Source organism: Humiphilus diazotrophicus (genome assembly GCF_059726315.1).
This window is the reverse complement of the sequence record NZ_AP040870.1, coordinates 4,625,054-4,651,770: the sequence shown is the minus strand read 5'-3', so window position 1 is coordinate 4,651,770 and position 26,717 is coordinate 4,625,054. Positions and strand designations below refer to the sequence as shown.

General features: G+C 51.5%; 20 protein-coding genes. 11 read left to right on the top strand and 9 right to left on the bottom strand.

The genetic code is table 11. The features are described 5' to 3' along the window. Window positions 1-11: 11 nt before the first annotated feature. From AC6I7T_RS19575 to AC6I7T_RS19555, 5 genes are all read right to left on the bottom strand, one after another. Window positions 12-2,147, bottom strand: a complete 2,136-nt coding sequence (locus tag AC6I7T_RS19575; RefSeq protein WP_497789202.1) for a GH92 family glycosyl hydrolase — start codon at window positions 2,145-2,147, stop codon at window positions 12-14. A 446-nt stretch (window positions 2,148-2,593) separates the two neighbouring features. Beyond that, entirely contained in the window at window positions 2,594-3,247 is a 654-nt protein-coding gene (locus AC6I7T_RS19570) for a UdgX family uracil-DNA binding protein (RefSeq protein WP_497789200.1), read from the bottom strand. A 166-nt stretch (window positions 3,248-3,413) separates the two neighbouring features. Further along, window positions 3,414-6,596 carry an efflux RND transporter permease subunit gene (locus tag AC6I7T_RS19565; protein ID WP_497789199.1) on the bottom strand — a complete coding sequence of 1,061 codons (3,183 nt, stop codon included), beginning with the start codon at window positions 6,594-6,596 and terminating at the stop codon, window positions 3,414-3,416. A gap of 72 nt (window positions 6,597-6,668) precedes the next feature. Next, a complete protein-coding gene (locus AC6I7T_RS19560; RefSeq protein WP_497794627.1) occupies window positions 6,669-7,766 on the bottom strand; it encodes an efflux RND transporter periplasmic adaptor subunit in 1,098 nt (365 codons plus the stop codon). A 304-nt stretch (window positions 7,767-8,070) separates the two neighbouring features. Beyond that, entirely contained in the window at window positions 8,071-8,769 is a 699-nt protein-coding gene (locus AC6I7T_RS19555) for a queuosine precursor transporter (protein WP_497789197.1), read from the bottom strand. Between the two features lie 385 nt (window positions 8,770-9,154). Here AC6I7T_RS19555 and AC6I7T_RS19550 point away from each other — a divergent pair, with 385 nt between their 5' ends. From AC6I7T_RS19550 to AC6I7T_RS19535, 4 genes are all read left to right on the top strand, one after another. Next, on the top strand, window positions 9,155-9,898 hold the full coding sequence (locus tag AC6I7T_RS19550) for an Hpt domain-containing response regulator (RefSeq protein WP_497789196.1): 744 nt from the start codon (window positions 9,155-9,157) through the stop codon (window positions 9,896-9,898). Between the two features lie 28 nt (window positions 9,899-9,926). Continuing rightward, window positions 9,927-10,619, top strand: coding sequence for a response regulator transcription factor (locus AC6I7T_RS19545; protein WP_497789195.1), 693 nt, complete (start codon window positions 9,927-9,929; stop codon window positions 10,617-10,619). A gap of 67 nt (window positions 10,620-10,686) precedes the next feature. Continuing rightward, on the top strand, window positions 10,687-11,649 hold the full coding sequence (locus AC6I7T_RS19540) for an NAD(P)-dependent oxidoreductase (protein ID WP_497794626.1): 963 nt from the start codon (window positions 10,687-10,689) through the stop codon (window positions 11,647-11,649). A gap of 67 nt (window positions 11,650-11,716) precedes the next feature. Continuing rightward, window positions 11,717-12,490, top strand: a complete 774-nt coding sequence (locus AC6I7T_RS19535) for an SDR family oxidoreductase (RefSeq protein WP_497789193.1) — start codon at window positions 11,717-11,719, stop codon at window positions 12,488-12,490. Between the two features lie 22 nt (window positions 12,491-12,512). Here the strand turns inward: AC6I7T_RS19535 and AC6I7T_RS19530 are convergent, their stop codons facing one another. Continuing rightward, window positions 12,513-12,734, bottom strand: coding sequence for a hypothetical protein (locus tag AC6I7T_RS19530; protein ID WP_497789191.1), 222 nt, complete (start codon window positions 12,732-12,734; stop codon window positions 12,513-12,515). Between the two features lie 544 nt (window positions 12,735-13,278). On the opposite strand from AC6I7T_RS19530, the gene AC6I7T_RS19525 reads away from it, so the two are divergent. From AC6I7T_RS19525 to AC6I7T_RS19515, 3 genes are all read left to right on the top strand, one after another. Then, window positions 13,279-13,569, top strand: coding sequence for a hypothetical protein (locus AC6I7T_RS19525; protein WP_497789190.1), 291 nt, complete (start codon window positions 13,279-13,281; stop codon window positions 13,567-13,569). A gap of 361 nt (window positions 13,570-13,930) precedes the next feature. Further along, window positions 13,931-16,003: a chymotrypsin family serine protease gene (locus tag AC6I7T_RS19520; protein WP_497789188.1), complete on the top strand. Its 2,073-nt coding sequence runs from the start codon at window positions 13,931-13,933 to the stop codon at window positions 16,001-16,003. Window positions 16,004-16,150: 147 nt separating this feature from the next. Then, window positions 16,151-17,356, top strand: a complete 1,206-nt coding sequence (locus AC6I7T_RS19515; protein ID WP_497789187.1) for a DUF481 domain-containing protein — start codon at window positions 16,151-16,153, stop codon at window positions 17,354-17,356. Window positions 17,357-17,408: 52 nt separating this feature from the next. On the opposite strand, the gene AC6I7T_RS19510 is transcribed toward AC6I7T_RS19515, so the two are convergent. Then, on the bottom strand, window positions 17,409-18,032 hold the full coding sequence (locus tag AC6I7T_RS19510) for a c-type cytochrome (protein ID WP_497789186.1): 624 nt from the start codon (window positions 18,030-18,032) through the stop codon (window positions 17,409-17,411). A 162-nt stretch (window positions 18,033-18,194) separates the two neighbouring features. On the opposite strand from AC6I7T_RS19510, the gene AC6I7T_RS19505 reads away from it, so the two are divergent. Further along, the gene (locus tag AC6I7T_RS19505; RefSeq protein WP_497789184.1) at window positions 18,195-18,929 is read left to right on the top strand and encodes a hypothetical protein; all 735 of its coding nucleotides are present in this window, start codon (window positions 18,195-18,197) and stop codon (window positions 18,927-18,929) included. Window positions 18,930-18,981: 52 nt separating this feature from the next. On the opposite strand, the gene AC6I7T_RS19500 is transcribed toward AC6I7T_RS19505, so the two are convergent. Further along, the gene (locus AC6I7T_RS19500) at window positions 18,982-20,385 is read right to left on the bottom strand and encodes an aspartate ammonia-lyase (RefSeq protein WP_497789182.1); all 1,404 of its coding nucleotides are present in this window, start codon (window positions 20,383-20,385) and stop codon (window positions 18,982-18,984) included. Between the two features lie 34 nt (window positions 20,386-20,419). Beyond that, on the bottom strand, window positions 20,420-21,931 hold the full coding sequence (locus AC6I7T_RS19495; RefSeq protein WP_497789181.1) for a fumarate hydratase: 1,512 nt from the start codon (window positions 21,929-21,931) through the stop codon (window positions 20,420-20,422). Window positions 21,932-22,088: 157 nt separating this feature from the next. On the opposite strand from AC6I7T_RS19495, the gene AC6I7T_RS19490 reads away from it, so the two are divergent. The 3 genes from AC6I7T_RS19490 (at window position 22,089) to mqnC (ending at window position 26,349) form a co-directional block, all read left to right on the top strand. Beyond that, a complete protein-coding gene (locus AC6I7T_RS19490; RefSeq protein WP_497789179.1) occupies window positions 22,089-23,108 on the top strand; it encodes a YpdA family putative bacillithiol disulfide reductase in 1,020 nt (339 codons plus the stop codon). 246 nt (window positions 23,109-23,354) lie between these two features. Beyond that, a complete protein-coding gene (locus AC6I7T_RS19485; protein WP_497789178.1) occupies window positions 23,355-25,220 on the top strand; it encodes an ATP-binding protein in 1,866 nt (621 codons plus the stop codon). Between the two features lie 82 nt (window positions 25,221-25,302). After that, window positions 25,303-26,349, top strand: coding sequence for a cyclic dehypoxanthinyl futalosine synthase (gene mqnC / locus AC6I7T_RS19480; RefSeq protein WP_497789176.1), 1,047 nt, complete (start codon window positions 25,303-25,305; stop codon window positions 26,347-26,349). Window positions 26,350-26,717 lie beyond the last annotated feature (368 nt).

Here is a 26,717-nt window from a genome sequence, read left to right as displayed (position 1 = left end):
TTGCCCCCACGCTATTTGGTGGTAATGATCAGTTCCTGCCCTTTTACTAGTTCACTATGAGGGATGAAATATCCGTCCAATTTCTTACCGCCGTAGGTGAGCTGCGTAATTTTGTCGCCCGAATTCTTCTTCACAATCGTCAAGGACTTGTTGTCGCCGACCTTGAAGACGACCTTGTCGAAGAGCGGCACGGTCACGATGTACTTCGGGTCAGCCGGAGAGTACGGATAGAAACCTATCGCGTTGAAGACGTACCAGGACGACATCTCTCCGGCATCGTCCATTCCGCACAAGGCCAAGCCATCTTCGCCCATTCCATAGAAGCGGCTCATGATGGTATTCAAAATGGCTTGGGATTTTTCCTGCTTGCCGACAAAGTAGTACAGATAGGCAAAACCATGGTCGGGCTGATTCCCTTGCGTATATTGCCCGATGAAGCTGTTAATGTTCATCGCAATATAGTTCGGATTCCAGGGAATCGAAAAGAGCCGATCCAATTGCTTTTCGAAATCGGCTTTGCTCTTGTATAGAGCTATGAGCCCTTCCGTATCGTGAGGAGCAAAGAACGACGACTCCCAGGCATTCGCTTCCCGGTACATGTATTCGTAATAGGGATACTCGGGATTAAAGTTTTTGATCCATTCGCCGTTCTCCAGGCGACCACGCATCAAGCCCGTCGAAGGATCGAACATGTTCTTGTAATTCTTCGAACGCTTCATCAACAGGTCATAGTTCTTCTCGTCCCCTAGCGCCTTTGCCAGCAGAGCCACTGCATAATCGTCGTATGCATATTCCAGTGTCTTGGTGACTCCTGCCTTGCCCTTCGTTTCTACTTCAGGATTTGCCACGTCAGGATCGGAGATATAACCCTTGCTCATGTACTCGGAGATATATGGTCTCGTGCCTCCTTCAACAGTGGCATTCCGCAGCAAGAGCCGATAAGCCTCCTTAACGTCATAGTCTTTTAGTCCTCGCAGATATGATCCGGCGATGAAGGCTGCAGCATGATCGCCATGGAAGAAGGTAGGAATAAAGCCCGTCTTCTCTCCTCGATCAATCAGTGAATGAATCACATCGACAGTTACCTTTGGAGAGAGCATACCAAGCAGCACCAGCTTGTTTCGGTAGTCATCCCACAAAGAAGGCAAGGTGTAGTACTGGAAATCCGCCTTCACAACCTTACCGGTTTCGTCGGTATATTCTCCATTCACATCACTGCGAAGCGCAGGCCATAGAAACGACCGGTAGAGACAGGAATAGAAGAGTTCTTTCTGCCGCTCGGTTCCGCCTGTTACCTCAATCTTCGCTAACAGCTTTTCCCACTCGGCCGAAGCATCGGCCCTGACCTGATCGAAGCTCTTTCCGGCAAGCTCCTTCTCAAGATTCTCTTTCGCATTTTCTGTACTAACGAAAGAGAGGCCGATCTTCATCTCCACTGGGCCGGAACCATCTGCGAAATCTACGACAGGCAGATCTCCCTTATGTCCCTTCAGCTTTTCAATTTCTTTGATTTTGTAATTCGTTACTGCATAGAAGAAGATTTTTTCGCCTGCGGTCTGGTAGCCCTTGAACGAGTGTTCTCCGTCCTGCTCGATCTTCCAATCCCTGATTCTCTCGTTCGATACTGCCAGATTGACGACCAGCTTCTTTGCCTGCTCGCTGTCCTGATAGGTGTATCGATGGAATCCGGTTCTCAGCGTCGAAGTCAGTTCCGCATTGACGTGATAACGCTCCAGATAAACCTGGTAATAGCCAGGATGAGCGGATTCCCTTTTATGGTTGAAGGTTGAACCGAAGTCTTCGGGATCTACCGTGCCACTTACCGGCAGAACCGGAATATTGCAGAGATTCCAATGCCCCTTGTTTGTATGTGCGAAGGCATAGATAACCGAGTTCTCATATTCGTAGCCAGCGCCGCTGCCAAACTTCGTGATGGGACTAAGCTGAACCATGGCGTTCGGCACGGAAGCGCCGGGAAAAGTCAGACCGGCCCAAACACGCCAGGGTGGATTGAAACCTATATCTGCCGGATTTGTCAGAGGTGCAGTTCCCAGGAAGGGATTCACATAGTCGGTGAGCCGCTTTTCGGCTCCGTAAGATAAGGTGGCAGACAGCAATAAAAGCAATACAACAAAACATCTCTTCATCAGATCGACTCCGGCACGTTCTCAGGACATTACGAATCGCCCTATCTCCAACAGACAGAAGCTCTTCAGCTCCTTAAAGACAACGTTGTCATAAAAGAGGCAAAAGCAAACCGCCACCACTCTACACTGTTGGCCTATAAAGCACAACTGGAAGATGCAGGGGCCACAATCTTGCCTCAAATAGGAAAGCGGCAGGAACGATCGAGTGTCCTTGAAGTGCAGCTTTCTTTGGCGAAAAGCTGCGTATGGCTTCCGTGTCTTGATCTACATCTTTGCGGAAATGCTGTCGTTACAGATCTATGCGTTTTGGTTTCCCCAACAAAAAAGCGCCCTTTTGCAAGGACGCATAGGAAGGAATAATTTTGACTAGAAAGGTGTGGACGGCCTCGGAATTCCCTGTTCTGGTCGGAACAGGACGCTAAGCAACAAAGTAGCGAATTTTCCGATTATGCGGCCTTATTTCTCCTTGCCAAGCTAGAAGCCTGACGTAGATCTTCGACGAAGCGCTCCGTTTCGCGGCGACGATCATGGTCACCGGTAATACGAAGAATTGCCGAAGGGTGAACGGTGGTCAAGATAGGCGGAAGTCCCGGTAATTCCGAGATTTCGCCACGATGGGCGGTTACCCGGTAATTGCGGCCGAACATGGCTTGAGCAGCGGTTGATCCCAAACACACAATCAGTTGGGGTTTTACCGCTTCCAGTTCTGCATCCAGCCAGGGGCGACATGCCATAATTTCACTTCCACGGGGCTTTTCATGGATACGCCGTTTTCCTCTCGGCTCCCATTTGAAGTGTTTGACAACATTGGTGAGATAGACACGGCTGCGCACGATACCGGCTTCTTCCAGACAATGCGTCAGCAAACGTCCTGCGGGGCCGGTAAATGGCCGTCCGTCGTGGTCTTCGGCATCTCCAGGCTGTTCACCAACCATAAAGATCTCGGCATCTGAGGGGCCTTCTCCAAAGACAGTTTGTGTGGCTCGCAGATAGAGGTCACAACCCCGGCAACCTTCGGCTGCCTCTTTCAAAATCGGCAACGTGCGTTCCCGGGGAAGATAATCAGCGGCGGAATGGGTCAACTTCGCTACACGTGGCACTCTAACTGCGATGCGCGCGAAAGCATGAAAGGTTATTTATGAACGGACTATTAACGGTACATTTCGAAAACAATTCCGTAGATGAATAGAGCAAATAAATAAGAGAGGCTCCGAAGAGCCTCTCTTATGGTATTGCTATCTGTCATCGTAAGACTCACATATTGCATCAGTGAGCCGCGGTCTCTATTTGTTTGGCCGGAACCTGTTTCCCTTTGAACTTCTCCAGGATGCTGCTCAAGATCACATACAGCACAGGAATAAAGAACAAGTTGAGAACAGTAGAAACCAACATACCGCCGACAACGGTTGTACCGACAGAGTGTCTACCCAGTGCACCGGCGCCTGTCGCGAAGACCAGAGGCAGCACACCAAGGATGAATGCGAAAGACGTCATCAAAATTGGACGCAAGCGAAGTTCTGCCGCTTCCACTGCAGCATCTTGAATCGACCGTCCCTTTTGACGGAGCTGCTCTGCGAATTCCACGATCAGAATTGAGTTCTTCGCAGAGAGACCGATCAGCATGACCAATCCAATTTGGCAGTAGATGTCATTCGATAGACCACGCAAAGAGACAGCCCCCAAAGCTCCGAGGACAGCCATCGGCACGGCCAGCAAAATGATGAACGGCAGGGCAAAGCTTTCGTACTGAGCAGACAGTGTGAGGTACACAACCAACAAGCCCAATCCAAAGATGATGATAGCTTTGCCACTGGATTCGATTTCCTCCAGAGCCAAACCGGTCCAGGAGAAAGCCATACCCTGCAGCATATTTTGATGCGCCAGCTCTTCCATCGCCTTCAAGCCCTGTCCGGAGCTGAACCCGGGAGCAGCAGAACCATCGATCTCAGCCGAACGGAAGAGGTTGTAGTGATAGATAACCTGAGGGCCTGAAGTTTCCTTCACGCTGATGAGGTTGTCGAGAGAAATCATCCGCCCATTATCCGCACGTACATAAAACTGACGCAGGTTCTGCGCTGTCATGCGGAAGGGAGAATCTGCCTGTGCATACACACGATAGGAACGATTATTGAAATCGAAATCGTTAATGTATGCAGATCCCATGTATAGCTGCAGAGAATTGGTAATCTGGCTCAGCGGCACGCCCATGGTCTTGGCCTTCTCACGATCGATCATCACCAAAAGTTGAGGATCGTTTGCCGTGTAGCTGGTGTAAAGACTTGTCAGATCCTTACGTTGACGGCTTGCGGCCACCATCTTGTGAGCAACGTTGTCGATATCCTGGAAGGTATTCCGTCCGTAATCCTGCAATTCGAACTGGAAACCGCCAAAGGAACCGATACCCTGAATAGCCGGAGGTTCGAAGGCCACAACCGTAGCTCCCGGAATCATGAAGAGCTTCGGACTGTTCCTGGCCACGATTGTAGCTGCATCGTGTCCCTTGCCACGCCGTTGATCCGTAGGATTCAAAGGTACAAAGACAATACCGGTATTGGAAGAACTACCACCGGTAAGGCTATAGCCCGGTACCGCAAAAGTACCGATTACATCCGAGTCCTCTTTCATGATGGCCTGTACCTTATCGCATATCTGCGTGGTATAGGACAAAGATGCACCCTGAGGCGCCTGCACAACCACCAGGAAGTATCCCTGATCTTCCTGCGGAACAAAGGCCGTAGGAACGTGGGTGTACATATAGCCGGTTGCAGCCAAGCCCGCAAAGAACAGCAGCACGGCCAGATAACGCAACCGGAGAACCACGTGGATCATACGAGCGTAAGTGGAAGAAAGCCAGTTGATGGAATCGTCCACGGCGTGGGCAAACTTACGATAGCCATTCGCCAGGAAATTGATTCGCAAAAAGTCCAGCTGGGTATATTTCGCCTCTTCTCCGCGAAGGAAAAGAGCAGACATTGCCGGAGACAGCGTCAAGGCGTTGAATGCCGAAATCGCAATCGAGAAAGCAATCGTCAGCGAAAACTGGCGGTACAGAATGCCGGTGGTTCCAGGGAAGAAGGATACAGGAACAAATACCGAGATCAGCACCAATGACGTCGCAATAACGGCACTGGTCACCTCACCCATGGCAACAGAGGTTGCGGTATATGAATCCTCATGTTCACCCGAGATATGCCGCTGTACGTTCTCGATAACCACGATCGCGTCATCGACCACGAGTCCAGTTGCAAGAGTGATTCCGAATAAGGTAAGCGAATTGATCGAGAAGCCAAAGACCTTAATAAAGGCAAAGGTTCCGATCAACGAAACTGGAATCGTAACAGCCGGAATGATGGTTGCGCGCCAGTCCAACAAGAAGATGAAGATGACAACGATGACGATCGCGATTGCTTCAACCAACGTCGTAAGCACTTCGTGGATTGAATCGCCGACAACCTGGGTAGTATCGACCACCACCAGATACTTCATTCCTGGAGGAAAGGTCTTGGATAGCTCGGCAAGAGCAGCGCGTGATTGCTGCGCCACATTCAATGCATTGGCGGTAGCAAGCTGCATGATACCGATACCCAAAGCATCGTGTCCGCTGTAGTTCAGGTTAGAGTCGTAAGATTCGGCCCCGACTTCAGCGCGACCGACATCCTTCAGAAGGACCAGTCCTCCGGAAGTATTCTTAAGGATCAGCTTTTCAAACTGTTCCGGGCTGGAGAGACGGCCTTCAACACGAACTGAAACCTGATAGTTCTGACTGTTGTCTGCAGGTGGACGCCCGACCTGACCGGCAGGAACCTCGATGTTCTGCTCCTGAAGTGCGCTGATCACATCGGTTGCAGTCAGATTACGCGTAGCCATCTTGACCGGATCGAGCCAGAGACGCATAGCGTATTTGCGCTCGCCGAAGATGAGCGCATCGCCGACGCCAGGGATACGCTTCAGAGTGTCCTTGACGTAAACGTCCAGGTAGTTGGAGATGAACTGCGTCGAGAGGCTGTTGTCCGGAGAATAGAAACCTACGACCATGACGAAGTTGCTATTCGCCTTCGTGATGGTCACACCGGTGTTCTTAATTTCCTGCGGCAAACGGCCCTGCGCCGTATTCACACGGTTCTGAACATCGACAGCGCCGATATTGACGTCATAACCCGTTTGGAAGAAGACGTCGATACTGCTGGTGCCGTCATTCGAGCTGGTGGAGGTCATGTAACGCATACCTTCCACACCGTTTACCTGCTGCTCGATAGGAATGGTTACCGCTGATTCAACAACTTGAGCATTGGCACCGACATAATTGCTCGTAATCGAAACCTGCGGTGGTGCCAACTGCGGATACAGCGAAATGGGCAGTGTCGGAATAACGATCGCGCCTGCCAGAATGATCAGCAGTGCGCAAACCGTCGAAAAAACCGGCCGATGAATAAAGAAGTCGACAAACAAGCGAACAAATCCTTCCCGATGGGAGCAGCCTCCGTCAGCCAGAGAGCCGCCTGGTTAAACACGCTTGTGATGCTAGCCCAAGGGCTGCACCGGCATTCCATGCACGAGGAATTGCATTCCGGAGACAATCAATTTGTCTCCCTGCTTGAGCCCCTCAAGAACGGCGTAGTTGTTGCCCATTGTCTCGCCCAGCTTAACGATGCGTTGATGAGCTACATACGCGCCATTCTGCTGTTCAGCCACATATACAAAGTCTGCACCGCCGATTCGAACTACCGAAAGCACGGGAATCAACGGAGCAGAAGCACTGTTCCAGGTAATACGTGCTTTTATCAACTGAGCGTTGCGCAGCACATCGAGACTTGAATGTACCGGAGCCTTGACGAGAATGCCCTGTAACTGGCTATCCACCTGAGGAGATAGGAAATTGATTTTGGTCTGCTCCAAAAGCTTTCCATTGTTGTCATTCAGGCTTACATCCAGTCCCATGCGTACCTGCATGGCCTTCTCAGCAGGGACATAAATGTATGCTTCCAGATCGCGATTCTCATCGACGGTCGTCAGCATTGTGGTCGGAGAAACATAATCACCCACGTGCACCGGAACATCGCCGACAATCCCAGCGAATGGAGCCGTAATCCGGTAATAGCTGAGTTGACGTTCCTGAGTGACGCGCGCAGCTACGGCCGATTCATAATCGGCCTTGGAATTACTGAACGACTGTTCGGCCTGGTCGAGAGTGTCACGGCTAGTCACCCCGGCTTCGAAGAGCTTCCGCTGACGAACAACCTGAATCTGGTTGTAGTCATAGAGGGCTTTCTTCTGTTTTTCGGTTTGACGCTGAGTCTCGACTGTTGCCTCTTGCTTAATGGGGTCAATAACCATCAGCAACTGGCCAGCTTTGACATGCTCACCGGAATGAACCTGAATGCGAGTCAGATTCCCGTCCACTTGCGGATTAATGGTTGCCGAGCGCCGGGACTTAATTGTTGCGACATATTCATCGTTGTTCGGTACGGAAGACAGAGCAACCGGCTGCACCTGCACCGGCATGGCCTGTGCCTGAGGAGCCGGAGCAGCTTGGTGCTTATTGCAGCCCGTAAAGGCAAAAGTAATAGCGACACACGAAGCCAAAAGACTACTGCTTGCAATCCTTTTCAAAGGAACCATCCTAAATAACCCTAACGATTGGGTATTCATGCACTCCTGCCCTCAGGCAGTTACTGCGTCCTAAAGTTTTTATCAAATTGGGAAACTTGCCTTAGCCCACAGACCTCGATATGGAAAACCGAGATCAGAACCAGCAACCGGAAACTTCACGTTAGATGAATGTGCTCAGAGCTTTGCTCCAAAAAATTTCCAGCTTTCATATTATTGATCCCCGCAAAGATCCACTGTTACCTGGCGAATCTTTGATACCGGGAAAGGGCTACTCGTATTTCCCAGGTTCGAATGAGTCAAAATGTAATAGAGATCACACTCCGACGTTTTCCCCTACTCCATTGTTGACTCGAAGCGCAAAGGGATTGAAGTTTTGATCCCGATCAAAGGTATCAACCCTTTCCGCCTTCTTCAACCAGTTGACCACGAGATAGGTCAGGGGAGTAGCCAGCACCTCATAAATAACCTTTGTGAAATAGGAAGAAAGGATAACCACCCCTATCGTCTTCCAGGGTGTTCCCCAAAAGGCGATGAGTATTACCAGAGCCGTGTCAACTGCCTGTCCGGTAACGGTAGATCCGATAGTCCTGGTCCAAAGCCAACGGCCGCCAGTAAGCAGTTTCAGCTTGGCCAGGGTGTAGCTGTTTGTAAACTCTCCGGCCCAATAGGCAATCAGGCTTGCAATCGCGAAGCGAGGAACCAGACCGAAGACAGTTGCAAAGGCCTCCTGATCATGCCAGCCGGGAGCAGGAGGGAGGGAGACAGCGATCTGTCCCATAACGGACAACAAGGCCATGGCAAAAAAGCCGAGCCAGATAGCGCGTCGCGAAGCCGCATAGCCATAGACCTCTGTAAATACATCCCCGCAGATATAGGTAATGGGGAACAGCAGTTGGGCTCCACTCACGCTGAGAGGTCCTATTTGGCAGATCTTCGGGCCTACCAGGTTAGAAACTAGGAGCACGACAACAAAGCTGATAGTCAGGGTGTCGAGAAAGCGGTAACGTGGCATAGGCAATCCAAGCAGTTTATGGCAACTTGTCGAAAGGAATGTTCTCTCGATTTCTTAAGGTCTGACAGAAAGGATCCGCGAAAGCGCAGGCGAACGCTTTCATTTATGATGCCATGGACCCTATGGCCTTTGTTCCCCAAGAAAAAAAGAAGATTCTCCCCCGGAGCGCACAAATCCAGCGGGGCGAGTATCCTTTGTTGAAAGTATTGCAAACCTTGCTTTTGAAGCACAGGGCTCGCGCAATGAGATCGATGTTAAGGCGAAGTGAATTCTCCTTCTTTTCCGGCTGCTTTGATCGTCAACGCTCGGCTAGTTTGATTGCCCCTGAAACTCCTTTTTTGCGCTTTTCGGGTATGAACTACCTGAATTTTGGAAGGGCCGAACTATGAACCCCAAAGCGCCAAGCGCAACAAAAGCAACGATCTTACTGATTGAAGATGACGCGGCTAGCCGTAAGATTCTGGATTTTGTCCTTACCTCCGCGGGCTACCAGGTCCAAAAAGCTGCAGGGGGAGACGAAGGTCTGGAATTGGCCTCCTCCCTGCCTGCCGACGAAACCTCAATCATTTTGATGGATTTCCAGATGCCAGGACTAAGCGGATGCGATCTGGCCGCAAACCTCCGCCAGAAATGCAAGGCCCAGATTATTGCCATGAGCGGCGCGCAAATCCCGGACGAGTTTCTGTCGGCCTTCGACGGCTTTCTTCTGAAACCATTCGAGATCCCGGAATTAAAAGGTCAAATAGAGAAAACGCTCCAGCGGGCGAGTGAATCGAAAGAACCACATACGAATCTGGCTCTGAACGAAGCCATCTTCCAGAAGCTCAGTTCGACCATGAGCATGGAAGCATTACAAGAGGTGTATGACACTTGTATTAAAGATGCAGTACACAGATTGCAGGAATTAGAGTCGGCTGCAAGACGGGATGACTCTCCCGCAATTCACAAAGCCGCTCATCAGATACGTGGGGGTTGCTCGATGTTGGGGGCCGAGGAAGCTGCTGCTATTGCGCAAAAACTCGAGATGGGAGACGGGGAACATTCGGAGCTACTCCTTGAAATAGAGAATTTGCGCTCCGCGTTTGCCAAACTAGAGCGTATTCTGTTGACGAAATTTTGGGTGAAGTGATCAATAATCTTCCCCTTGGATCATAAACATGGAAAATGACGCCCCTGCATCTGCGAACAAACTTCGAGTCATCGTCGCAGATGATCACCCGGTAGTTCGTATCGGCGTACGCAATATGCTTGCGACCGACAGTCGAATTGAAGTTGTCGGAGAGGCCACGGACGGCGATGAGGCGATATCGCAAGTCGGACAACTCGAACCCGACATCCTGCTACTCGACCTCGAAATGCCCAGAATGCCGGGTTTAGAAGCTTTACGCACGCTTATGGAAGACTCCTTGCGCGTAAAGATTTTGCTGCTCACCAGTACCATCACAACCCAACAGATCATCGAGGCTCTCCAGATTGGTGCCCGAGGGATCGTTCTGAAGAATGTTCTGGCAGATCATTTGCGTTCCGCCATCTTCACCGTTCATGCCGGTGATTACTGGATCGGAGGGAAAAGGGTCGTCAATCTGGTCGGAGCACTCCAAGAACTGGTGCAAAAAGCTGCAGCGCCTCCAAAGAAGACCTTTGGACTGACTCCCCGGGAATTGGAAGTCGTGGGCTGCATCGTCGAAGGATTCAGCAACCGCGATATTGCCAAGCAATTCGGGTTGAGTGAGGAAACGGTAAAACGGCATCTTTCGAATATTTTCGATAAGACCGGAGTCTCCACTCGCCTGGAACTGGCCTTATTCGCAATTTCTCATCATCTGGTTGAGCCGGGCAATAACGGCTGACCGATCCCCACATCTCTTCATCATGGAATGGCGTTTCCTGCACGGAAACGCCATTGCTATTTAGAGCATTTTCACTCTTGGTCTGGCCCGCAACAGCAGCAAAACCCCTGAAGCTAAAACCTGTTTCAGTCATCGAAACGATAGGGTATTTTCCATGCAAATTGCTTTTCTGGGAACTGGACAGATGGGCTCTGCCATCGCACTCCGTCTACATGTCGCCGGGCATCGGGTGATGGTGTGGAACCGGACGTTGGAGAAGGCCAAGGCTCTGGAGAAAGAAGGCCTCACCTTGGCCTCTTGTATCGAAAAAGCCTTGGAAGAAGCCGAGGTCGTATTCACCATGCTGAACGACGATGCTGCCGTTGAGCAGGTAATGCTGGGAGAACATGGTGCCATCGAGCTCATTCCTCCTGCAGGAATCCACGTCTCATTAAGTACTTTGAGCGTGTCCATGTCACAGCGTTTGACGGCTGAGCATCAGGCACGCAAACAAAGCTTCGTCGCCGCACCCGTTTTTGGCCGTCCTAAGGTTGCCGAGGCGGGAAAGCTTTGGATTGCAATGGCCGGTGAACCGGAAGCAGTGGCAAAGGTAAAGTCCGTGCTTGAGGCGGTAAGCAGAGGAATTACCGTTATAGGATCTGAAGCCTATAAAGCCCATGCTCTGAAACTAGGCGGCAATTTCCTCATTACCGCTATGATCCAATCCCTGAGCGAAGCCTTTGTTTATTCCTCTTCGCAAGGAATCGATCCCCACATATTTCTGGAGACCGTTAATAGCGCTCTCTTTCAGTCACCTTTTTACTCCAGCTATGGAGAGGTCATGCTGCATCCTCCGGAACAGGTAGGAGCCAGTGTTGCAATTGGAATAAAGGACACTCGCCTGTTTCGAGAAGCAGCAAAAGATCAGGGACTGCAGCTATATCTGGCCGAGTACTTTGCCCAACAGTTGCAAAAGGCCGTCGAAACAGGACTCAAGGACGAGGATTGGGCTGTCGCACAGTATCGTATGGCGAAAGCTCTCCGGCTCTAGATATTTTGGATTGTGGCAAAGCCTGTAGGACCTGCTATTCCTTTTCTGGAGAGGTAATCTTTCGGATATGAGCACATTGAAAGGCAAGACAATCTTCATCACCGGGGCGAGTGCGGGCATAGGAGAAGCCTGTGCAAGAACCTTCGCAGAACAGGGTGCCAGGTTGATCCTGGCGGCCCGCCGCTATGACCGGCTGAAAGAGGCCAGTTCCAAACTAAAAGATTTGGGTGCAGAAGCAGTTCACCTGATAGAGCTGGATGTCCGCGATCAAAAGAAAGTAGCCGCCGCAATTGCTTCTCTCCCGGAAAGCTGGCAAGCAATCGATGTCCTGGTAAACAACGCCGGATTAAGCAGAGGTCTCGAAAAAGTGCACGAAGGCAACCTTGAAGATTGGGAGCAGATGATCGACACCAATATCAAGGGCCTTCTTTACGTCACCCGTGCCGTAGTTCCGGGCATGGTTCAGCGTGGCCGGGGACATGTCGTGAACCTCGGCTCGACTGCAGGAGAAATAACCTATCCCGGTGGCGCAGTTTACTGCGGAACCAAAGCGGCAGAACACGCAATCAACGATGGACTCCGCCAGGATCTATTAGGAACACCGGTCAGGGTTACAACCATAGATCCCGGCATGGTAGAGACCGAGTTTAGTCAGGTACGTTTCCACGGAGACACCGAACGCGCCGCAAAGGTGTATCAGGGCCTCACCCCGCTCACTGCAAACGACGTTGCCGATGCCATTCTTTGGGCAATCACCCGCCCAGCACACGTGAATATCGCTCGCGTGCTAATGACTACGATTGATCAAGCTAATTCCCTACTCTTCAACCGCAAATCGTAGCGATTGAACTCGCAGATGACAATTACGAAAGAAGTTTAGCGAGACGACCTTCAATATCAGCTAGAGCCGCTTCCAGTGCCGCACGCCGTGCGGGGCTGGAGGTGCGCTGAGACAAAATGTTCTCGCGCTGTAACTCAAGCTCCTGCCGCTGACGCTCTTTTGCCGCTCTTTCCAATGCTGCGCGGTGTTTTGCCTCTTCAGAAACCTCCAAAACCGCCGCTGCAGACTGTTGGCTTTCTGCCATCTGTTCCTCCACTGATTTACTCTCCCAACCTCGGGCCATATTTTTATGGTACGTCGATTCAGCGGCAATTTGCGCGGGTTTTCGCACTTCGCGTCTCACAGAATGCAAGTTTCCCAAGAAATATGAAAGTTTCGCGAATCTTATCTTTTTGTCTTGACTAAACCGATGTCTCACATATCGAAATAAAGATCCTTTTTTCGGTAAGGAATGGACTCTAGGGAGTGCTGCCCAGGTATGGAGGCAAGTAATTTGGGCAGCGCAATTAAGGGCTTTGGCCCCCAGGAAGAACACATCACATTGCACAACTTATGGTTCACTTCTAAGCCCTTCCTTCCAAAAGAGCAGCTGGTCCGCTACTTTTTCACAGAATCCGCATCTTACTAATGCACACAGTAAGGGAGTGCAGTTACGGTTTGGGCCGTTTAAAAACTTGCGAATTTCACCGGAATTAGCGGCAATTTACGTTTTGGGTTATATCCCCTGATTGCTTTTAGCGCTGATATTCACAGGTGAAGTATTTGGCAAGCAGAAAGGAGCGGTGCCCATGCGCTGGTTGGAAGCGATCGGTAACTTCTTCTATGAAATCCTATTTGGCTGCCATCATGGACGGTTAACGCGGCCGTTCACCATAGAGCAGCAAACCTACAAAGTCTGTCTTGACTGCGGGAAGCAAGTCTTTTATTCCGCAGAAAAGATGGCGCCTCTCACCGCAAAAGAGATTCGCCGTCTTAAAGCATCTCGTTTAGGAGAAGTAAAGATCATGCCTGCGCGGAGTTGGAGAAGGAAACCTGCTCGCGTCGCTGTCGGCACCGACAATGGCAATGCTGCGGCCTAAACAGTTAAGATCTGCGGAGGGGTCCCCACCCTCCGCCAACATTTTGTAATCCCTCCCCGCAATTCCAGCCTATGTTTACCCGATCTGCAGAAAGATATCTGCATCAGACCTTTTGGGACCTTGCCTAGAAAGGGATAGCTGTAATCGTCACATTCTAAAAAAGTTATTTCGGAAACTCCGCGTACATATAGGACCTGCAATACAAGCTGTCAGAAAAATAACAAAGAAGATATACCATTAGGGCACCATGAGGGTGATCCGACTATCAGCCATGCTCGCTGCCAGCATTCCCTTGCTGGCGACAATAGTCGGCTGCGGCAACGCCATCGCAAGGGGTAGCTGTTCAAATGGATCAATCTCCATGAGCCCTTGCTCAGTTGCAGGGGATAACAACACCCAAGTTCAATTCAAAACCGCAGGTGCCAGCAAAGTAAGATGGTCTGTTTGGGGTGGAGATCCTCAGGCCGGACCTGGAACCGTTGATGCGAACGGTCTCTATACCCCTCCGAGTTATCTCACAGGAGATTCGGCTGTCGCTTATATCCGGGCGATTGAGGCCGGAGACACCGCAACGCTGGTCGAAGCAACGGTGCAGATTACAGCTGGATTTCTTCAACCGTTAACGCCAGAGAATGCAACGTTACCTGCTAACGGAACACTTCAGATTGCGGGCTCCCTCGCAGAGGTTGGGGATGGGGCTGTTCACTGGCGCCTAAGCGCCACCTCCAATGGTCAAACTCCCCTGGACTCCAGCTATGGAACATTAAGCGGTGAAAGCTGTTCGTCAGGCGACAATCAATACACTGCTTGTAAGGTGACATATACCGCTCCTTCCCGTCTGCCAAAACCGAACACATCCGTATACGTAATCGCAGAAGCCAGACAGGGCGCGGCAAAAAGCTATATGCATATCCTGTTGAATGCCTCCGGAATCAACAGCACTGCGGCTATGAATCAGATGGTCCAGAACGGCGCCGTCACCTTAGGCAGCTCAGGGAGTAACAATGGTGACTTCGACCTGTTCAGCAATGCAAAAAACCAGCAGTACATTGGCGACTGCTGCGGAGGCACATTAGGAGCCCTGGTCCGTGATAGTGACGGAAACAAGTACATTTTGAGCAATAATCACGTTCTGGCTCAGAGCGATGAAGCATCTATCGGCAGCACAGTCGTGCAGCCAGGATTAATCGACGGCAACTGCACCCCCTACGGAGAGACCTCGGCAACGGTTCGCCCGGTTGCGTCGCTGAGTGCATATGTTCCGCTATCCAGCAGTGACACCAACGTCGATGCAGCTATTGCCCGGATTAACGCCGGCGCAGTAGACGCTAACGGAAATATTCTGCAAACAGGTGCCCTAGGAAGCAATGGAACGCTTTCCGCAGCACCTCCTGCGGCTGGCGTTGGGGAAGCCGTTAGCAGCGCAAATGTCAGTTCCCTCATGGTTGTAAAAAGTGGACGGACTACCGGACTGACCTGCTCGAATATCGAAGCTATCGGCGCTTCCGTAGAAGTTCGTTATTTCAGGGACTGTGCAGAAACCAAGTTCTATCTCACAAAGACCTTTACCAACCAACTGGTCATTGGAGGCAAAAGCTTCAGCGATGCAGGCGACTCCGGAGCCCTGATCATGGACGCCTCTAATGCGCAGCCGGTGGGCTTGTTTTATGCCGGCGGTGCAGACCGGAGGGGCAATGGATTTGGAGTTGCCAACCCCATAGGAGATGTCCTGAATGCTCTGGGCGCCCAAACAGGCATGAATAGCGGCTTTTCTATTGTGGGCGGGGCTCCGCATCCAATCGCATGTCTCAACTACGACTCCGAAATCGTGGACGTAGCCGCTGGCCAATCTCTCAGTAAGAATCAGTGGATACGAGGCCAAGCTGCAGTAATATCCGCGCAAAACCTGGTAAACCACAATACTGGCATTCTTGGAGTATCGATCGGCAAGAGCGCCGATAACGTAGGAGAACCGGCCGTCCTCGTGTATGTCGACAAAACGAGAAGCAATGCCTCAGTTCCGCAAACAATCCAGGGCGTCCGCACAATGATTATTGCGACAGATGCTGCTACCTTTGCGAATGGCACAGCGCCCAATCGCCTGACACTGTATAGGGGAATTCATCTTCCCCCAGCAGTTCTCGATTCAGCGATGAAGGTCAAAGACGACCATGCAGAAGAAATTCTGCGCGATCCGGCATTCTTCGGAGTTGGAGTCTCGCAGAGCTACGATAATTCGAATGAAGCGGCTCTATTGATCTTCGTGGACCAGAAACTGACTCCCAAGGCCCTGCCCATGACAATTGGCGGCCTACGCGTGCGCTACACATTTATGGACAGGCTGCACGTCACTCGCTCCCAACAACAGGGATTACCGCACCCCTCGAAATGCGCCATTCGCACTTTGAAAGAAACGTTGTCATCTAATTTCTGAAAACGTCAAAAATAGCAGATACTGATCTTTGATTGGCTCGCCGTCGGAGCATTTTATTTCGCGGTACAGAGAAACTAAAATGCCCTAGTTTTCCTGAAGGCAAGGTCCAACTCTGGAACAAAATTCTCGTTTCTAAGCAAACTAATCATGAATCTTCCTGCAGAGTCTTACTCCCATCGTCCAACTTGTCGGATTATTCACTTCCTCCTCCTTGCATTCTGTTTTTTGGCTCTCGGACAATGTGCATTCGCAGAGGAGACAGCAGACAAAGACAAATCTGCAGCTCCCAAAGAGCCGGCAGACACCATCATTTTCATCAATGGAGATCAACTCACAGGGAAATTTTTGAGAGTGATCGGTGACAATGTCACCTTCCATAGCGACATCGCCGGAGATGTGACTGTTCCCTTTAACAAGGTGAAGGAACTGCGCTCATCCAGACAATTCGCTGTCCTTTATAAAAAACAGAAGGTTCGCCGCAAGAGCGTGGAACACGACGTTCCGCTCGGCACAGTCAACATAGCGGACCAGATCGTCCAGGTCCATCCCCAAGGAGCACCGGAACCGAAGGCTATTCCTTATGCTCAGGTCGGCGATATTATCGACTCAAAAACCTTTCTGGAAGAACTCCGACACGAGCCAAGCATCTTCTCCCGGTGGGTTGGAACCTTTACGCTAGGATCGTCAGCTGTTCAGGCTACCCAGAACAATACATCCTTTAGCGGCGGCGTTGCTCTTACTCGAGTCATCCCGACTGCGGCCTATTTGCCACCTCGCAACCGCACTACGATCAATTTCAGTGGAAGCTACGGAAAGCTGACGGAACCAGGCACACCGGATGTCAAGACAGCGATCTACCATGCGGACTCGGAACGTGACCAGTACTTCAGCCAACGTTTTTATGGTCTGGGTCAAGTCTCCTTCGACCACAATTTCTCGCAATCACTTGATCTGCAGCAAATTTATGGAGGGGGCATCGGAGCTACAGTCATCAAAAAATCTAGGCAGCAACTGGACCTGAAAGGTACTGTGCAGTATGAAAAACAGGCTTTTCTACAGGCCAGCGCGGGAACGAATCAGAACTTGGTTGGCTCTACCTTCTCCATCACCTATCTGATTAAATTGCCGAAGAATATGCTCTTTAATCAACAGGGTAGCTATATTCCCGCCTGGAATCGCCCCAGAGCTTACTCCGCGAACGAAACAAATTCGCTGTCTATTCCCCTGTACAAGAATTTGAGTCTGACAGTGGGGTCAATCGACAGCTATCTGAACAACCCATCGGAGACAGTTCCACCCACCAAACGAAACTCTTTCCAATTCACTACGGGCGTGAGCTACACGCTGAGGTAAACGGCAAAGAAAGAGGCATTTCCGGATGGAAATGCCTCTTGAAAGGGTCGCTTTACTTGCTGGGCACTGGAGCAACCGGAAGTTTGGGCAACTCCGGCAGGCCGGGAAACTGCTCCTGATTCGGTGCACTTGCCGCAGGCAAAGGCTCCGTTGGGAGAGGTTTCTTAAGCAATTCCAAGACTTCGTAAGGCAGAGGCTTATTCGCATTGGATAGCAGCAGAGAAACCTGCCAGACCTGCGTGTCGTTCAAAATGCCCTTATATGCGGGCATTCCGGTGAGGCGAATGCCGTTCGTAACCTTCCAATAGGTCTCTCCAACGGGGTCGTCGCTAACACCAACCGAGCCATTGGGATGGAGCTTCCACAATTCTGGAGCCTGCGGGTACATATGCTGAGAGAAAGAGGATGTCTGGCCGTATATCCCGTGGCAGGACGCACACTGGGAGCGATAAATCATCATTCCCGACTGGAGATTGTAAACATCCGCGTCCATGGGAGCATTCTTGGGCATATCCCTGTGAATGCGGTGATTGAGGTATTTCTGGGCGACATTTTCTTCCCATTTAAATGGCTTATCGGTCACAGCTACGGGAATTTGTACCCGGATTAGGAAAATGACCAATACCAATGGCGGAATGACCAGGCCAATAACAAGCCCGAGGGCCAAGCGTTTCATTGATTCTCCTTTTGCCTCTAAATCATTCACATCGGCTCAGTCTGAACTCTCTTTACTCATGGACCAAAGCAGGACGGACGGAAGTCCTTTTATACTGAGAGGACAAGGTTTGTTACCCTCCTTGTCAGGTTTGTGTTTCGCCGTGGAGGCTTCTGGAAGTTCATGTCATTTTGCCATCAGCGTTTCGGGTACCGCGGGTACTCACTGCTTCTGCTAGCGCTATTGTTTGCACCTTTTGCTATAGCGCAGACCGACACCACTCAGCAGCCGGCCCAACAGCCGGCAGCCACTCAGCAACCGACCCCGGCAACCAGCGTTCAAGCTCGCATCCGAACCCGCCGTATACAACGTACGGCGCAATTGGTTCATGACATCTATGACCACCGGTACGAGACCTATTTCGGGGGCAGCTATCTCCGCTTTCTGCCTGGAAACCTCCAGCACACCAATGAATCCGGTTGGAATATAGGCGTCACCCGGTATTTCGACAGCAAATTTGGCATTACGGTCGATGCTCGCGGCATGTATGGCTCGGCCTATACCTACAACAACCCGTACAACATTCACAAGCCAACGATCTACCAGCTTGCCGGAACTGCTGGTCCGCAGTACAGAATCTACAGACGTCCTCATATCGGGGTCAGCGGCAGAGTGTTGGCAGGTGTTGTCTATGGGAACCAGACTGGCGATACACGCAATCTGGGTGAGCAGCTGAGGCTTTATCCCGATGCAACCACCTTTGCTCTCAATGCGGGGCTTCCAATCGATTTCAACATCTCTCCGAGGCTCTCTCTCCGTATTACGCCGGAGTACTTCATGACAACACTCGGCAGCACGACCCAAAACAATCGCGGGGCTTCTGCCGGGATCGTCTATCGCTTCGGAAAGCTTCAATAAACAGTCTTTTTGAGAGCGCAGCAGACCTTTCGGGCTGCTGCGCTCTTTCTTTTTAATCCGTCCTGATCTTCGATGGATATTGTGGCTCTGTCATTCTCTTGGGATCGAGAATCTCCGAGGCCTGCTCCTGGCTGAGAAACCCCTTTTGCACGGCTAAAGAGACAATCGTCTCCCCCGTTGCAACCGACTCTTTGACCAATTCCGCAGCTTTCGCATAGCCGATCAAGGTGTTCAATGCTGTCGCAAGCCCGACAGTGCTTTGAGCATATGTGCTACACCGTTCGGTGTTGGCCCTGATGCCACGAATGCAGTATTCATCGAGCTGGCGCAGCATATTTGCCATCCAAGTGATGCTCTGCAAAACATTGAGTGCCATGGTCGGCATCATGACGTTCAGTTCAAGCTGCCCGGCCTGAACCGCGTAAGATACCGCCGTATCATTTCCCAAAACTTGAAAACAGACCATTGCCGCGAGTTCGGGAAGGACAGGGTTGATCTTCCCCGGCATAATCGATGACCCAGGCTGCAGACTCGGCAGGTAGATCTCCGCAAGCCCGGTGTTCGGCCCGGAAGAGAGCAATCGCAGGTCATTTGAGATCCTGATAACTTCAAGAGCCAGCCCCCGCAAGGCTCCGCTGATCTCAGCCATACAGGCATTCGACTGCATAGCCCAACGCATATCTGCGGCAGGAATCAGCCGCTGACCACTGATTCTTTCCAGATTGGCAATTGCCCTGGCTCGATAATCCGGGTGTGTATTGATTCCTGTGCCTACGGCGCTGCCTCCCAATCCGAGCTCCCGAAGCGAATCGGCCGCCGTCTGCAGGGAGCGAAGACTCTTCCGGACAGCGATCCCATAAGCGGCAAACTCCTGTCCCAGGCGAACAGGAACCGCATCCTGCAGGTGCGTGCGTCCAGACTTCAACACAAGATCGAATTCTTCAGCTTTCGCTGCAAAGGAAGCTGCCAGGGACTCCAGGACGGGATATAGCGATTCAAGATTCAGAAGCGCGGCAAGGCGCATCGAAGTGGGGAAAACATCGTTGGTCGATTGACCGTAATTCACATGATCGTTGGGATGAACACGGCTATATACGCCCAGGACTCCACCCAGAATCTCGTTTGCTCTATTGGCAAGCACTTCGTTGACGTTCATGTGAAAGCTGACGCCAGCTCCGGCCTGAAAAACGTCGACGACGAATTCCGCATTCCATCGCCCATCGATAACTTCCTGCGCAGCCTGAACGATGGCCTCTGCAATTTCTTTTTCGAGAAGGCCTAAATCACGATTGGCTTCAGCTGCAGCACGCTTGACCATACCGAAGGCGCGAATTAAGTCAGGATGAGCACACAGGCCGGAGATCGGATAGTTTTTGACAGCCCGAGTTGTTTGGGCTCCGTAATAAGCGGACGAGGGAACCTCAACGGTTCCCAGCGAGTCGCGCTCTGTTCGCATTTGAGCCATGCCTCATTCCCCCCAGAGAGAAGGTTCAGGCCAGGATAGGAATCCCAGCAATCCTCGACTGCCACTCCTTCGGACCACTTTGATGCACGGAGTTACCCTGCGAATCGACAGCAACCGTTACAGGCATATCCTTGACGTCGAACTCATAGATCGCCTCCATACCCAGATCTTCAAAAGCCAAAACACGAGAGCTCTTGATTGCTTTCGATACCAGATATGCAGCACCGCCAACGGCCATCAGATACACGGCTCTGTTATCACGAATAGCCTCAATCGCCACCGGACCACGCTCAGCCTTACCAACCATGCCCAAGAGACCGGTCTGCTCCAGCATCTGCCGGGTGAACTTATCCATACGCGTTGCAGTGGTTGGTCCCGCAGGCCCGACGACCTCATCCCTCACCGGATCGACAGGCCCGACGTAGTAGATAAAACGATCCGTAAAGTCGACTGGAAGCTTTTCTCCACGATTGAGCATGTCGACCATGCGCTTATGAGCAGCATCGCGACCAGTCAAAAGCTTCCCGTTCAACAGTAGAACCTCGCCGGGTTTCCACGATGCTACGTCTTCGCGAATCACCGTATTCAGATCGACTCGACGTGCACTGGACACGTCATAGGTCAATTGGGGCCAATCTTCCAACGACGGCGGCTCCAAAGCCACCGGCCCGCTGCCATCCAAAACAAAATGTGCATGGCGGGTAGCAGCACAATTGGGAATCATTGCAACTGGAAGATTCGCTGCATGGGTTGGGTAATCACGAACTTTTACATCCAGCACTGTCGTTAATCCGCCCAATCCTTGCGCACCGATGCCCAGCTGATTGACCTTCGAATAAATCTCGAGACGCAGTTCCTCAGCGCGATTCTTCGGTCCGCGAGCGATCAAATCCTGGATATCGATGGGCTCCATCAGAGCTTCCTTTGCGAGGATCATCGCCTTCTCTGCCGTACCGCCAATTCCAATACCAAGAATTCCCGGAGGACACCATCCTGCACCCATCGTCGGTACTGTCTTTAGCACCCATTCCACGATCGAATCGGAGGGATTCAACATGACAAACTTCGATTTGGCCTCCGAACCTCCACCCTTGGCGGCCACAATCACTTCAACCTCTCCGCCTTTTACCAGGGAGATGTTTACTACCGCCGGAGTATTATCACGCGTGTTCTTGCGCGCCCCTGCAGGATCGTCCAAGACAGAAGCTCTCAGCTTGTTATCGGGATGAAGATATGCACGACGGACACCTTCGTTTGCCATCTCCTCCACTGTCATAGAAGCATCCCAACGAACATCCATTCCGACCTTTAGAAAAACAGTGACGATGCCCGTGTCCTGGCATATCGGCCGATGTCCTTCTGCGCACATGCGCGAATTGATCAACAACTGGGCAATCGCGTCTTTTGCAGCGGGGGACTGCTCGCGTTCGTATGCCTTTGTCAGACTGGTAATGAAATCTACGGGGTGATAGTACGAGATGTACTGCAGAGCGTCTGCGACGCTCTGAATCAAATCTTCCTGCCGAATCGTTGCCATTGCGTCCTCGAAGTCGTTCTCTTTGTTCTCAAGAATAGAGCAATCCTATTTCGTCTGGTTCTGCACTTTCGGAGTTGCAAAAAGGGCCTTGCAGAAGCCTTTCCTCGCCTGACTTTATCGAGCCAATCCTCGCCTCGCTTTGATTTACTCTGTATTTATGGGCGTTCATGCGAATGAAGTAACAGAAAACCGTGATTCTTTCGATGTACTGGTAATTGGCGCTGGACCAACAGGACTTGCCTGCACCATCGAGGCACAGCGTGCGGGACTCCGGGCTGTCTGCGTCGATAAGGGATGCTTGTGTAACTCCCTCTTCCACTACCCATCGAACATGACGTTCTTCACGACTCCCGAGTTGCTGGAAATTGGAGACATCCCCTTCGCCAGCACCAACCAGAAGCCCACCCGAAATGAAGCTCTGGAGTACTACCGCAAGGTCGCCGAACACTACAAATTGGATGTTCGCCAGTACCAGCTCGTAACCGGGATACAGGGTTCCGACGGAAACTTCCGGATTATTACGAAGGACCGCTTCGACAGGGAAACTGTACTTTCCGTCCGCAAGGTAGTAATCGCCACCGGATACTACGACCGCCCAAATTATCTGAACATCCCAGGCGAAGACTTATCGAAGGTACTGCATTACTATGACGATCCTCATCCGTACTACAACACCGACGTCATCGTAATCGGAGGCAAGAATTCAGCGGCAATTGCCGCACTCGATCTCTGGCGGCACGGTGCCCGCGTAACCCTTGTCCATCGCGGAGCCGCTATGCATCATCACGTTAAGTACTGGATTCTCCCCGACATACAGAATCGGGTCAAAAATGGCGAAATCGCAGCCTACTTTCAAAGCAGGGTCACAGAAATTACTCCGGACACCGCTACGCTCGAAACACCTGAGGGCATAAGCAGGCTCAAAAACGACTTTGTCTTTGCAATGACCGGCTATCACCCGGATTTTCAATTCCTCGAATCCCTGGGAATACAGATGGAAGGCAACGACCGTTGCCCTAAATGCGATCCGGCAAGTTTGGAGAGCAATATCGGCGGTATCTATCTCGCCGGAGTTGTTGTAGCAGGTAAACGCACAAACGAAATCTTTATCGAAAATGGCCGCTTCCACGGCAAACAAATAGCCACCGACATTCGCCAGAAGTTAGATCGCCGCTAACTGCTTTGGCCTTTCTCTCCTGAAATATCCGTTTTGGGAACGCTACCCATTCTGTTAACTTAATTCTTATTAGCTAGATAGATATTTTCCTTAGCACATAAGTGTACTGGATAGAGTAATTTCCCCAAAAGATTGAAGATAGCAGTAGTACAACCGTTAACTTGTGTGAGAATTTAGATACACTCGTCAGTAAATTTTTCCAGACTAGTAGATAAATCTCTGTGATTGGCGTGAAATAAAGGCTTTATGTTTTCCTGGAAGCCCCGCACGATCCGTAGTCAATTGCTTGCGGGTCTCATTCTTTTTGAGATGTTGTCGTTAGCGTTATTCTCCACGTTGCTGGTCCGCCAGCAGATGTCGGAGGCACGCAAACGCATTAGCCAACGAATGGCTCACCAGGCTACGTCGCTAGCTTCTCAGGCTAGTCTTTCCTTTCTGGAGCAAGATCCGCAAATTCTCGACCAGTCCGTCAAAATGATGGCCGCGGCCCCAAGCATCGCAGCAGCAAAAGTTTCCGATCCCTCCGGACAGATCCTTTCGGCCAGCCCTGAATTCAGTGGGCTTACACCCTTCGAAAAACAGCAACTCCAGGGACTTAGCTCCGCGCGGGTCTTCCAGCCGCATGGAGACTATTCCGAAAGCGTGGCTCCGGTTTTCGTAAAAGGCCAACTCAAGGGATACGCCTGGATCTATACCGACGAACGATGGGATAGCCGGCAGATACGCTCCCTCTTGAGAGTCACCAGCATATACGGGATTCTATGGATTCTAGCCTCGGCTATCCTGACCTGGATTGCCGCCCGCTCCATCACCCGGCCACTGGGAACGCTGCTGAAAGGAACCCGATCCCTCATCCGGCATCCGGAAAGCAATCACAACTTTCCGCTCCCGGTAACCTCGCAAAACGAAATTGCAGATCTAACTTCAGCCTTCAACCTCATGGTCGCGTCTATCGAGGAGCAGAGGGCTGGACTGAACGACACCTTGGCCTTGTTGGACTCAATGCTGGCCAATGCTCCGATTGGATTTGCTTTCTTTGACCGTCGCTGCCGTTTCGTCAGAGTAAACCGCTTCTTCGCCGAACTGAACGGTATGGGAGTGGGCCGTTATTTAGGCCGTACCGTTCCGGAATTGCTTCCGTCCCCCGTGGCACACCAATTGGAAGATGCCCTGATCCAGGTCTTTGAATCGGGCAAACCACTGCAGAACCTGGAACTCAGCGGTGAAACCTCCAGCCAGCCGCGGCAGCCATGGAGTTGGTTAACTAACGTCTATCCCGTCAGAACCAGCACACAGCAGGTTCGCTGGGTAGGCGTAATCGTCATGGATACCAGCGAGCGTAAGCGCTCAGAAGAGGCGCTGCGAAAAACAGAGAAGCTGGCCGCCGTGGGACGCCTGGCAGCCTCGATTGCACACGAAATCAATAATCCACTTGAAGCAGTCACAAATCTTCTCTTTCTGCTACGCATGCATTCCAGCCTGGATGAGACAGCCCAGTCCTATGCCCAAATGGCCCAGCATGAGGTGGCAAGAGTCTCAGAGATCACACAGCAAACCTTACGCTTCTATCGCCAATCCACCTTGCCGGTTACGACTAACGTCGGAGAGCTGATCGATTCTGTTCTGAAACTGCATCAGGGACGTTTGAATGCCCTGAATGTGAATGTCGAACGTCAATACGGGGTAGAGGTACAACTCTACTGCTTCGCTGGAGAGCTCAGACAGGTCTTCGCGAACCTGATCGGAAATGCAATTGACGCCATGCCTTCAGGAGGGCGTTTACGGCTGCGTGTCAGCCAGGGACACTCCTGGAGAGAACCCGATGTCGAGGGGGTTCGGATTGTTGTTGCCGATACCGGTTACGGCATGGATAAGGGTACTCAGAAGCACATATTTGAGCCCTTCTTTACGACAAAAGACGTTACGGGAACTGGCTTGGGATTGTGGATCAGTCACGAAATCATCCTCAAGCACAGCGGCAAGGTAAAGGTTCGCAGCCGGATGGCAAATGGCGACACAACTTCAGGCACCGTCTTTATGCTCTTCTTCCCTGCCGATCAGAAGGCTTTGGAAATCCCATCCAGAACCGAAGGCGCCCCGGTATTAGCCTGAGAATCGAACTCCTCCCCGCCCCAAACCGTTAGCGAGAGTTGAGGCTGCCACAGCAGATCACGTTTCCCTCTAAAATAGAGCTATGCCGATCAGCCGCGAGCAGGCCCTTGATTACTTCCGGTCCGACGATCTCATTGGATTGGGAATGGAAGCCGACGCCGTCCGCCGCAGACTCCATCCGGAAAACGTCGTCACATACATCATCGATCGCAACATCAACTACACCAATTTCTGCACCGAATACTGTACCTTCTGTGCCTTCTATCGCCCGCTCAAGGGCAAGCAGGCCAGTGAAGGCTATATTCTCGACTTCGACACGATTTACCAGAAGATCGCAGAAACCGTGGAATTGGGTGGAACCGGAGTGCTCATGCAGGGTGGCCTGCATCCGGATCTCAAAATTGAGTGGTTCGAGCGCCTGCTAAAGGGAATCCGTGAGCGTTTTCCGCAGGTTTGGCTGCATTGTTTTTCAGCTTCGGAGATTCTCGCCATCGCGGAATACAGCAATCTGAGTGTGCGGGATACACTTGTCCGCCTTCGCGACGCTGGACTGGATTCCATTCCAGGCGGAGGGGCTGAGATTCTGGATGACGAGGTTCGCCATCGGATCGCGCGGCTCAAGTGCCGCACCGAGGATTGGGTTCTCGTTCATCGCACTGCCCACCAGTTGGGAATGCGTACCACTGCAACCATGATGTTCGGTGTGGGAGAGAACTTCGAACAACGCATCAATCACTTCGAAGTAATTCGCAGGCTTCAGGAAGAAACGGGCGGATTTACCGCCTTCATCCCCTGGAGTTTTCAACCCAAGCACACCGCCTTAGGTGGCAGAGGCTGGGATGAAGCAACTTCCGTCGAATATCTGAAGGTTCTGGCCATCTCACGGCTCTACCTGGACAACATCGAAAACGTTCAAGCCAGTTGGGTCACCCAAGGGCTGAAGGTCCTGCAACTGGGACTGCACTTTGGGGGAAACGACGTAGGGTCGGTCATGTTGGAAGAAAATGTGGTGAAGGCCGCAGGAACCTCAAACTGCACTACAGAAGAAGAACTGCGCCGAATCATCCGCGATGCAGGTTTCAGACCTGCACAACGTGATACTCTCTACCGGACAATGTTTCTTAATTAGTTACCACTCCAGTCCGAAATCGGGGCCATAGAAGAGGTACCTGAATAGCGATTTCTTGCGGGATTTCCTATAGGGAAATCCCGTTCCGTCCGCTCCCACTCCGAAGTACACCTATCGCAGCCCCGGCAGACCAAAGACAGGCTGTTGGGGACGGGTGTATATCCGTGCAAGAAACGTTCTAGCTGAAAACGACAACTGGCACTGTAAAGAGAAATACAGCTCAACGGTAATCAATCGCGTAAAATGTCGTTTTGATCCTCCAATGGAGGCAGGACCCTGCTAGCTATCATCGAGCCATCTTTGAGAATTTTTGAAACACTGGTCGCGTCGTCCGTAACGCGTGCAACTGAACTCTTCGCTTTTGCAAG

Excerpts from the sequence above, each read along its gene's own strand:
- AC6I7T_RS19575 (WP_497789202.1), bottom strand. The coding sequence starts at position 2,147 with ATGAAGAGATGTTTTGTTGTATTGCTTTTATTGCTGTCTGCCACCTTA.
- AC6I7T_RS19560 (WP_497794627.1), bottom strand. The coding sequence starts at position 7,766 with ATGGTTCCTTTGAAAAGGATTGCAAGCAGTAGTCTTTTGGCTTCGTGT.
- AC6I7T_RS19555 (WP_497789197.1), bottom strand. The coding sequence starts at position 8,769 with ATGCCACGTTACCGCTTTCTCGACACCCTGACTATCAGCTTTGTTGTC.
- AC6I7T_RS19550 (WP_497789196.1), top strand. The coding sequence starts at position 9,155 with ATGAACCCCAAAGCGCCAAGCGCAACAAAAGCAACGATCTTACTGATT.
- AC6I7T_RS19545 (WP_497789195.1), top strand. The coding sequence starts at position 9,927 with ATGGAAAATGACGCCCCTGCATCTGCGAACAAACTTCGAGTCATCGTC.
- AC6I7T_RS19535 (WP_497789193.1), top strand. The coding sequence starts at position 11,717 with ATGAGCACATTGAAAGGCAAGACAATCTTCATCACCGGGGCGAGTGCG.
- AC6I7T_RS19530 (WP_497789191.1), bottom strand. The coding sequence starts at position 12,734 with ATGGCAGAAAGCCAACAGTCTGCAGCGGCGGTTTTGGAGGTTTCTGAA.
- AC6I7T_RS19525 (WP_497789190.1), top strand. The coding sequence starts at position 13,279 with ATGCGCTGGTTGGAAGCGATCGGTAACTTCTTCTATGAAATCCTATTT.
- AC6I7T_RS19520 (WP_497789188.1), top strand. The coding sequence starts at position 13,931 with ATGAGCCCTTGCTCAGTTGCAGGGGATAACAACACCCAAGTTCAATTC.
- AC6I7T_RS19515 (WP_497789187.1), top strand. The coding sequence starts at position 16,151 with ATGAATCTTCCTGCAGAGTCTTACTCCCATCGTCCAACTTGTCGGATT.
- AC6I7T_RS19510 (WP_497789186.1), bottom strand. The coding sequence starts at position 18,032 with ATGAAACGCTTGGCCCTCGGGCTTGTTATTGGCCTGGTCATTCCGCCA.
- AC6I7T_RS19505 (WP_497789184.1), top strand. The coding sequence starts at position 18,195 with ATGTCATTTTGCCATCAGCGTTTCGGGTACCGCGGGTACTCACTGCTT.
- AC6I7T_RS19500 (WP_497789182.1), bottom strand. The coding sequence starts at position 20,385 with ATGCGAACAGAGCGCGACTCGCTGGGAACCGTTGAGGTTCCCTCGTCC.
- AC6I7T_RS19495 (WP_497789181.1), bottom strand. The coding sequence starts at position 21,931 with ATGGCAACGATTCGGCAGGAAGATTTGATTCAGAGCGTCGCAGACGCT.
- AC6I7T_RS19490 (WP_497789179.1), top strand. The coding sequence starts at position 22,089 with ATGGGCGTTCATGCGAATGAAGTAACAGAAAACCGTGATTCTTTCGAT.
- AC6I7T_RS19485 (WP_497789178.1), top strand. The coding sequence starts at position 23,355 with ATGTTTTCCTGGAAGCCCCGCACGATCCGTAGTCAATTGCTTGCGGGT.
- mqnC (WP_497789176.1), top strand. The coding sequence starts at position 25,303 with ATGCCGATCAGCCGCGAGCAGGCCCTTGATTACTTCCGGTCCGACGAT.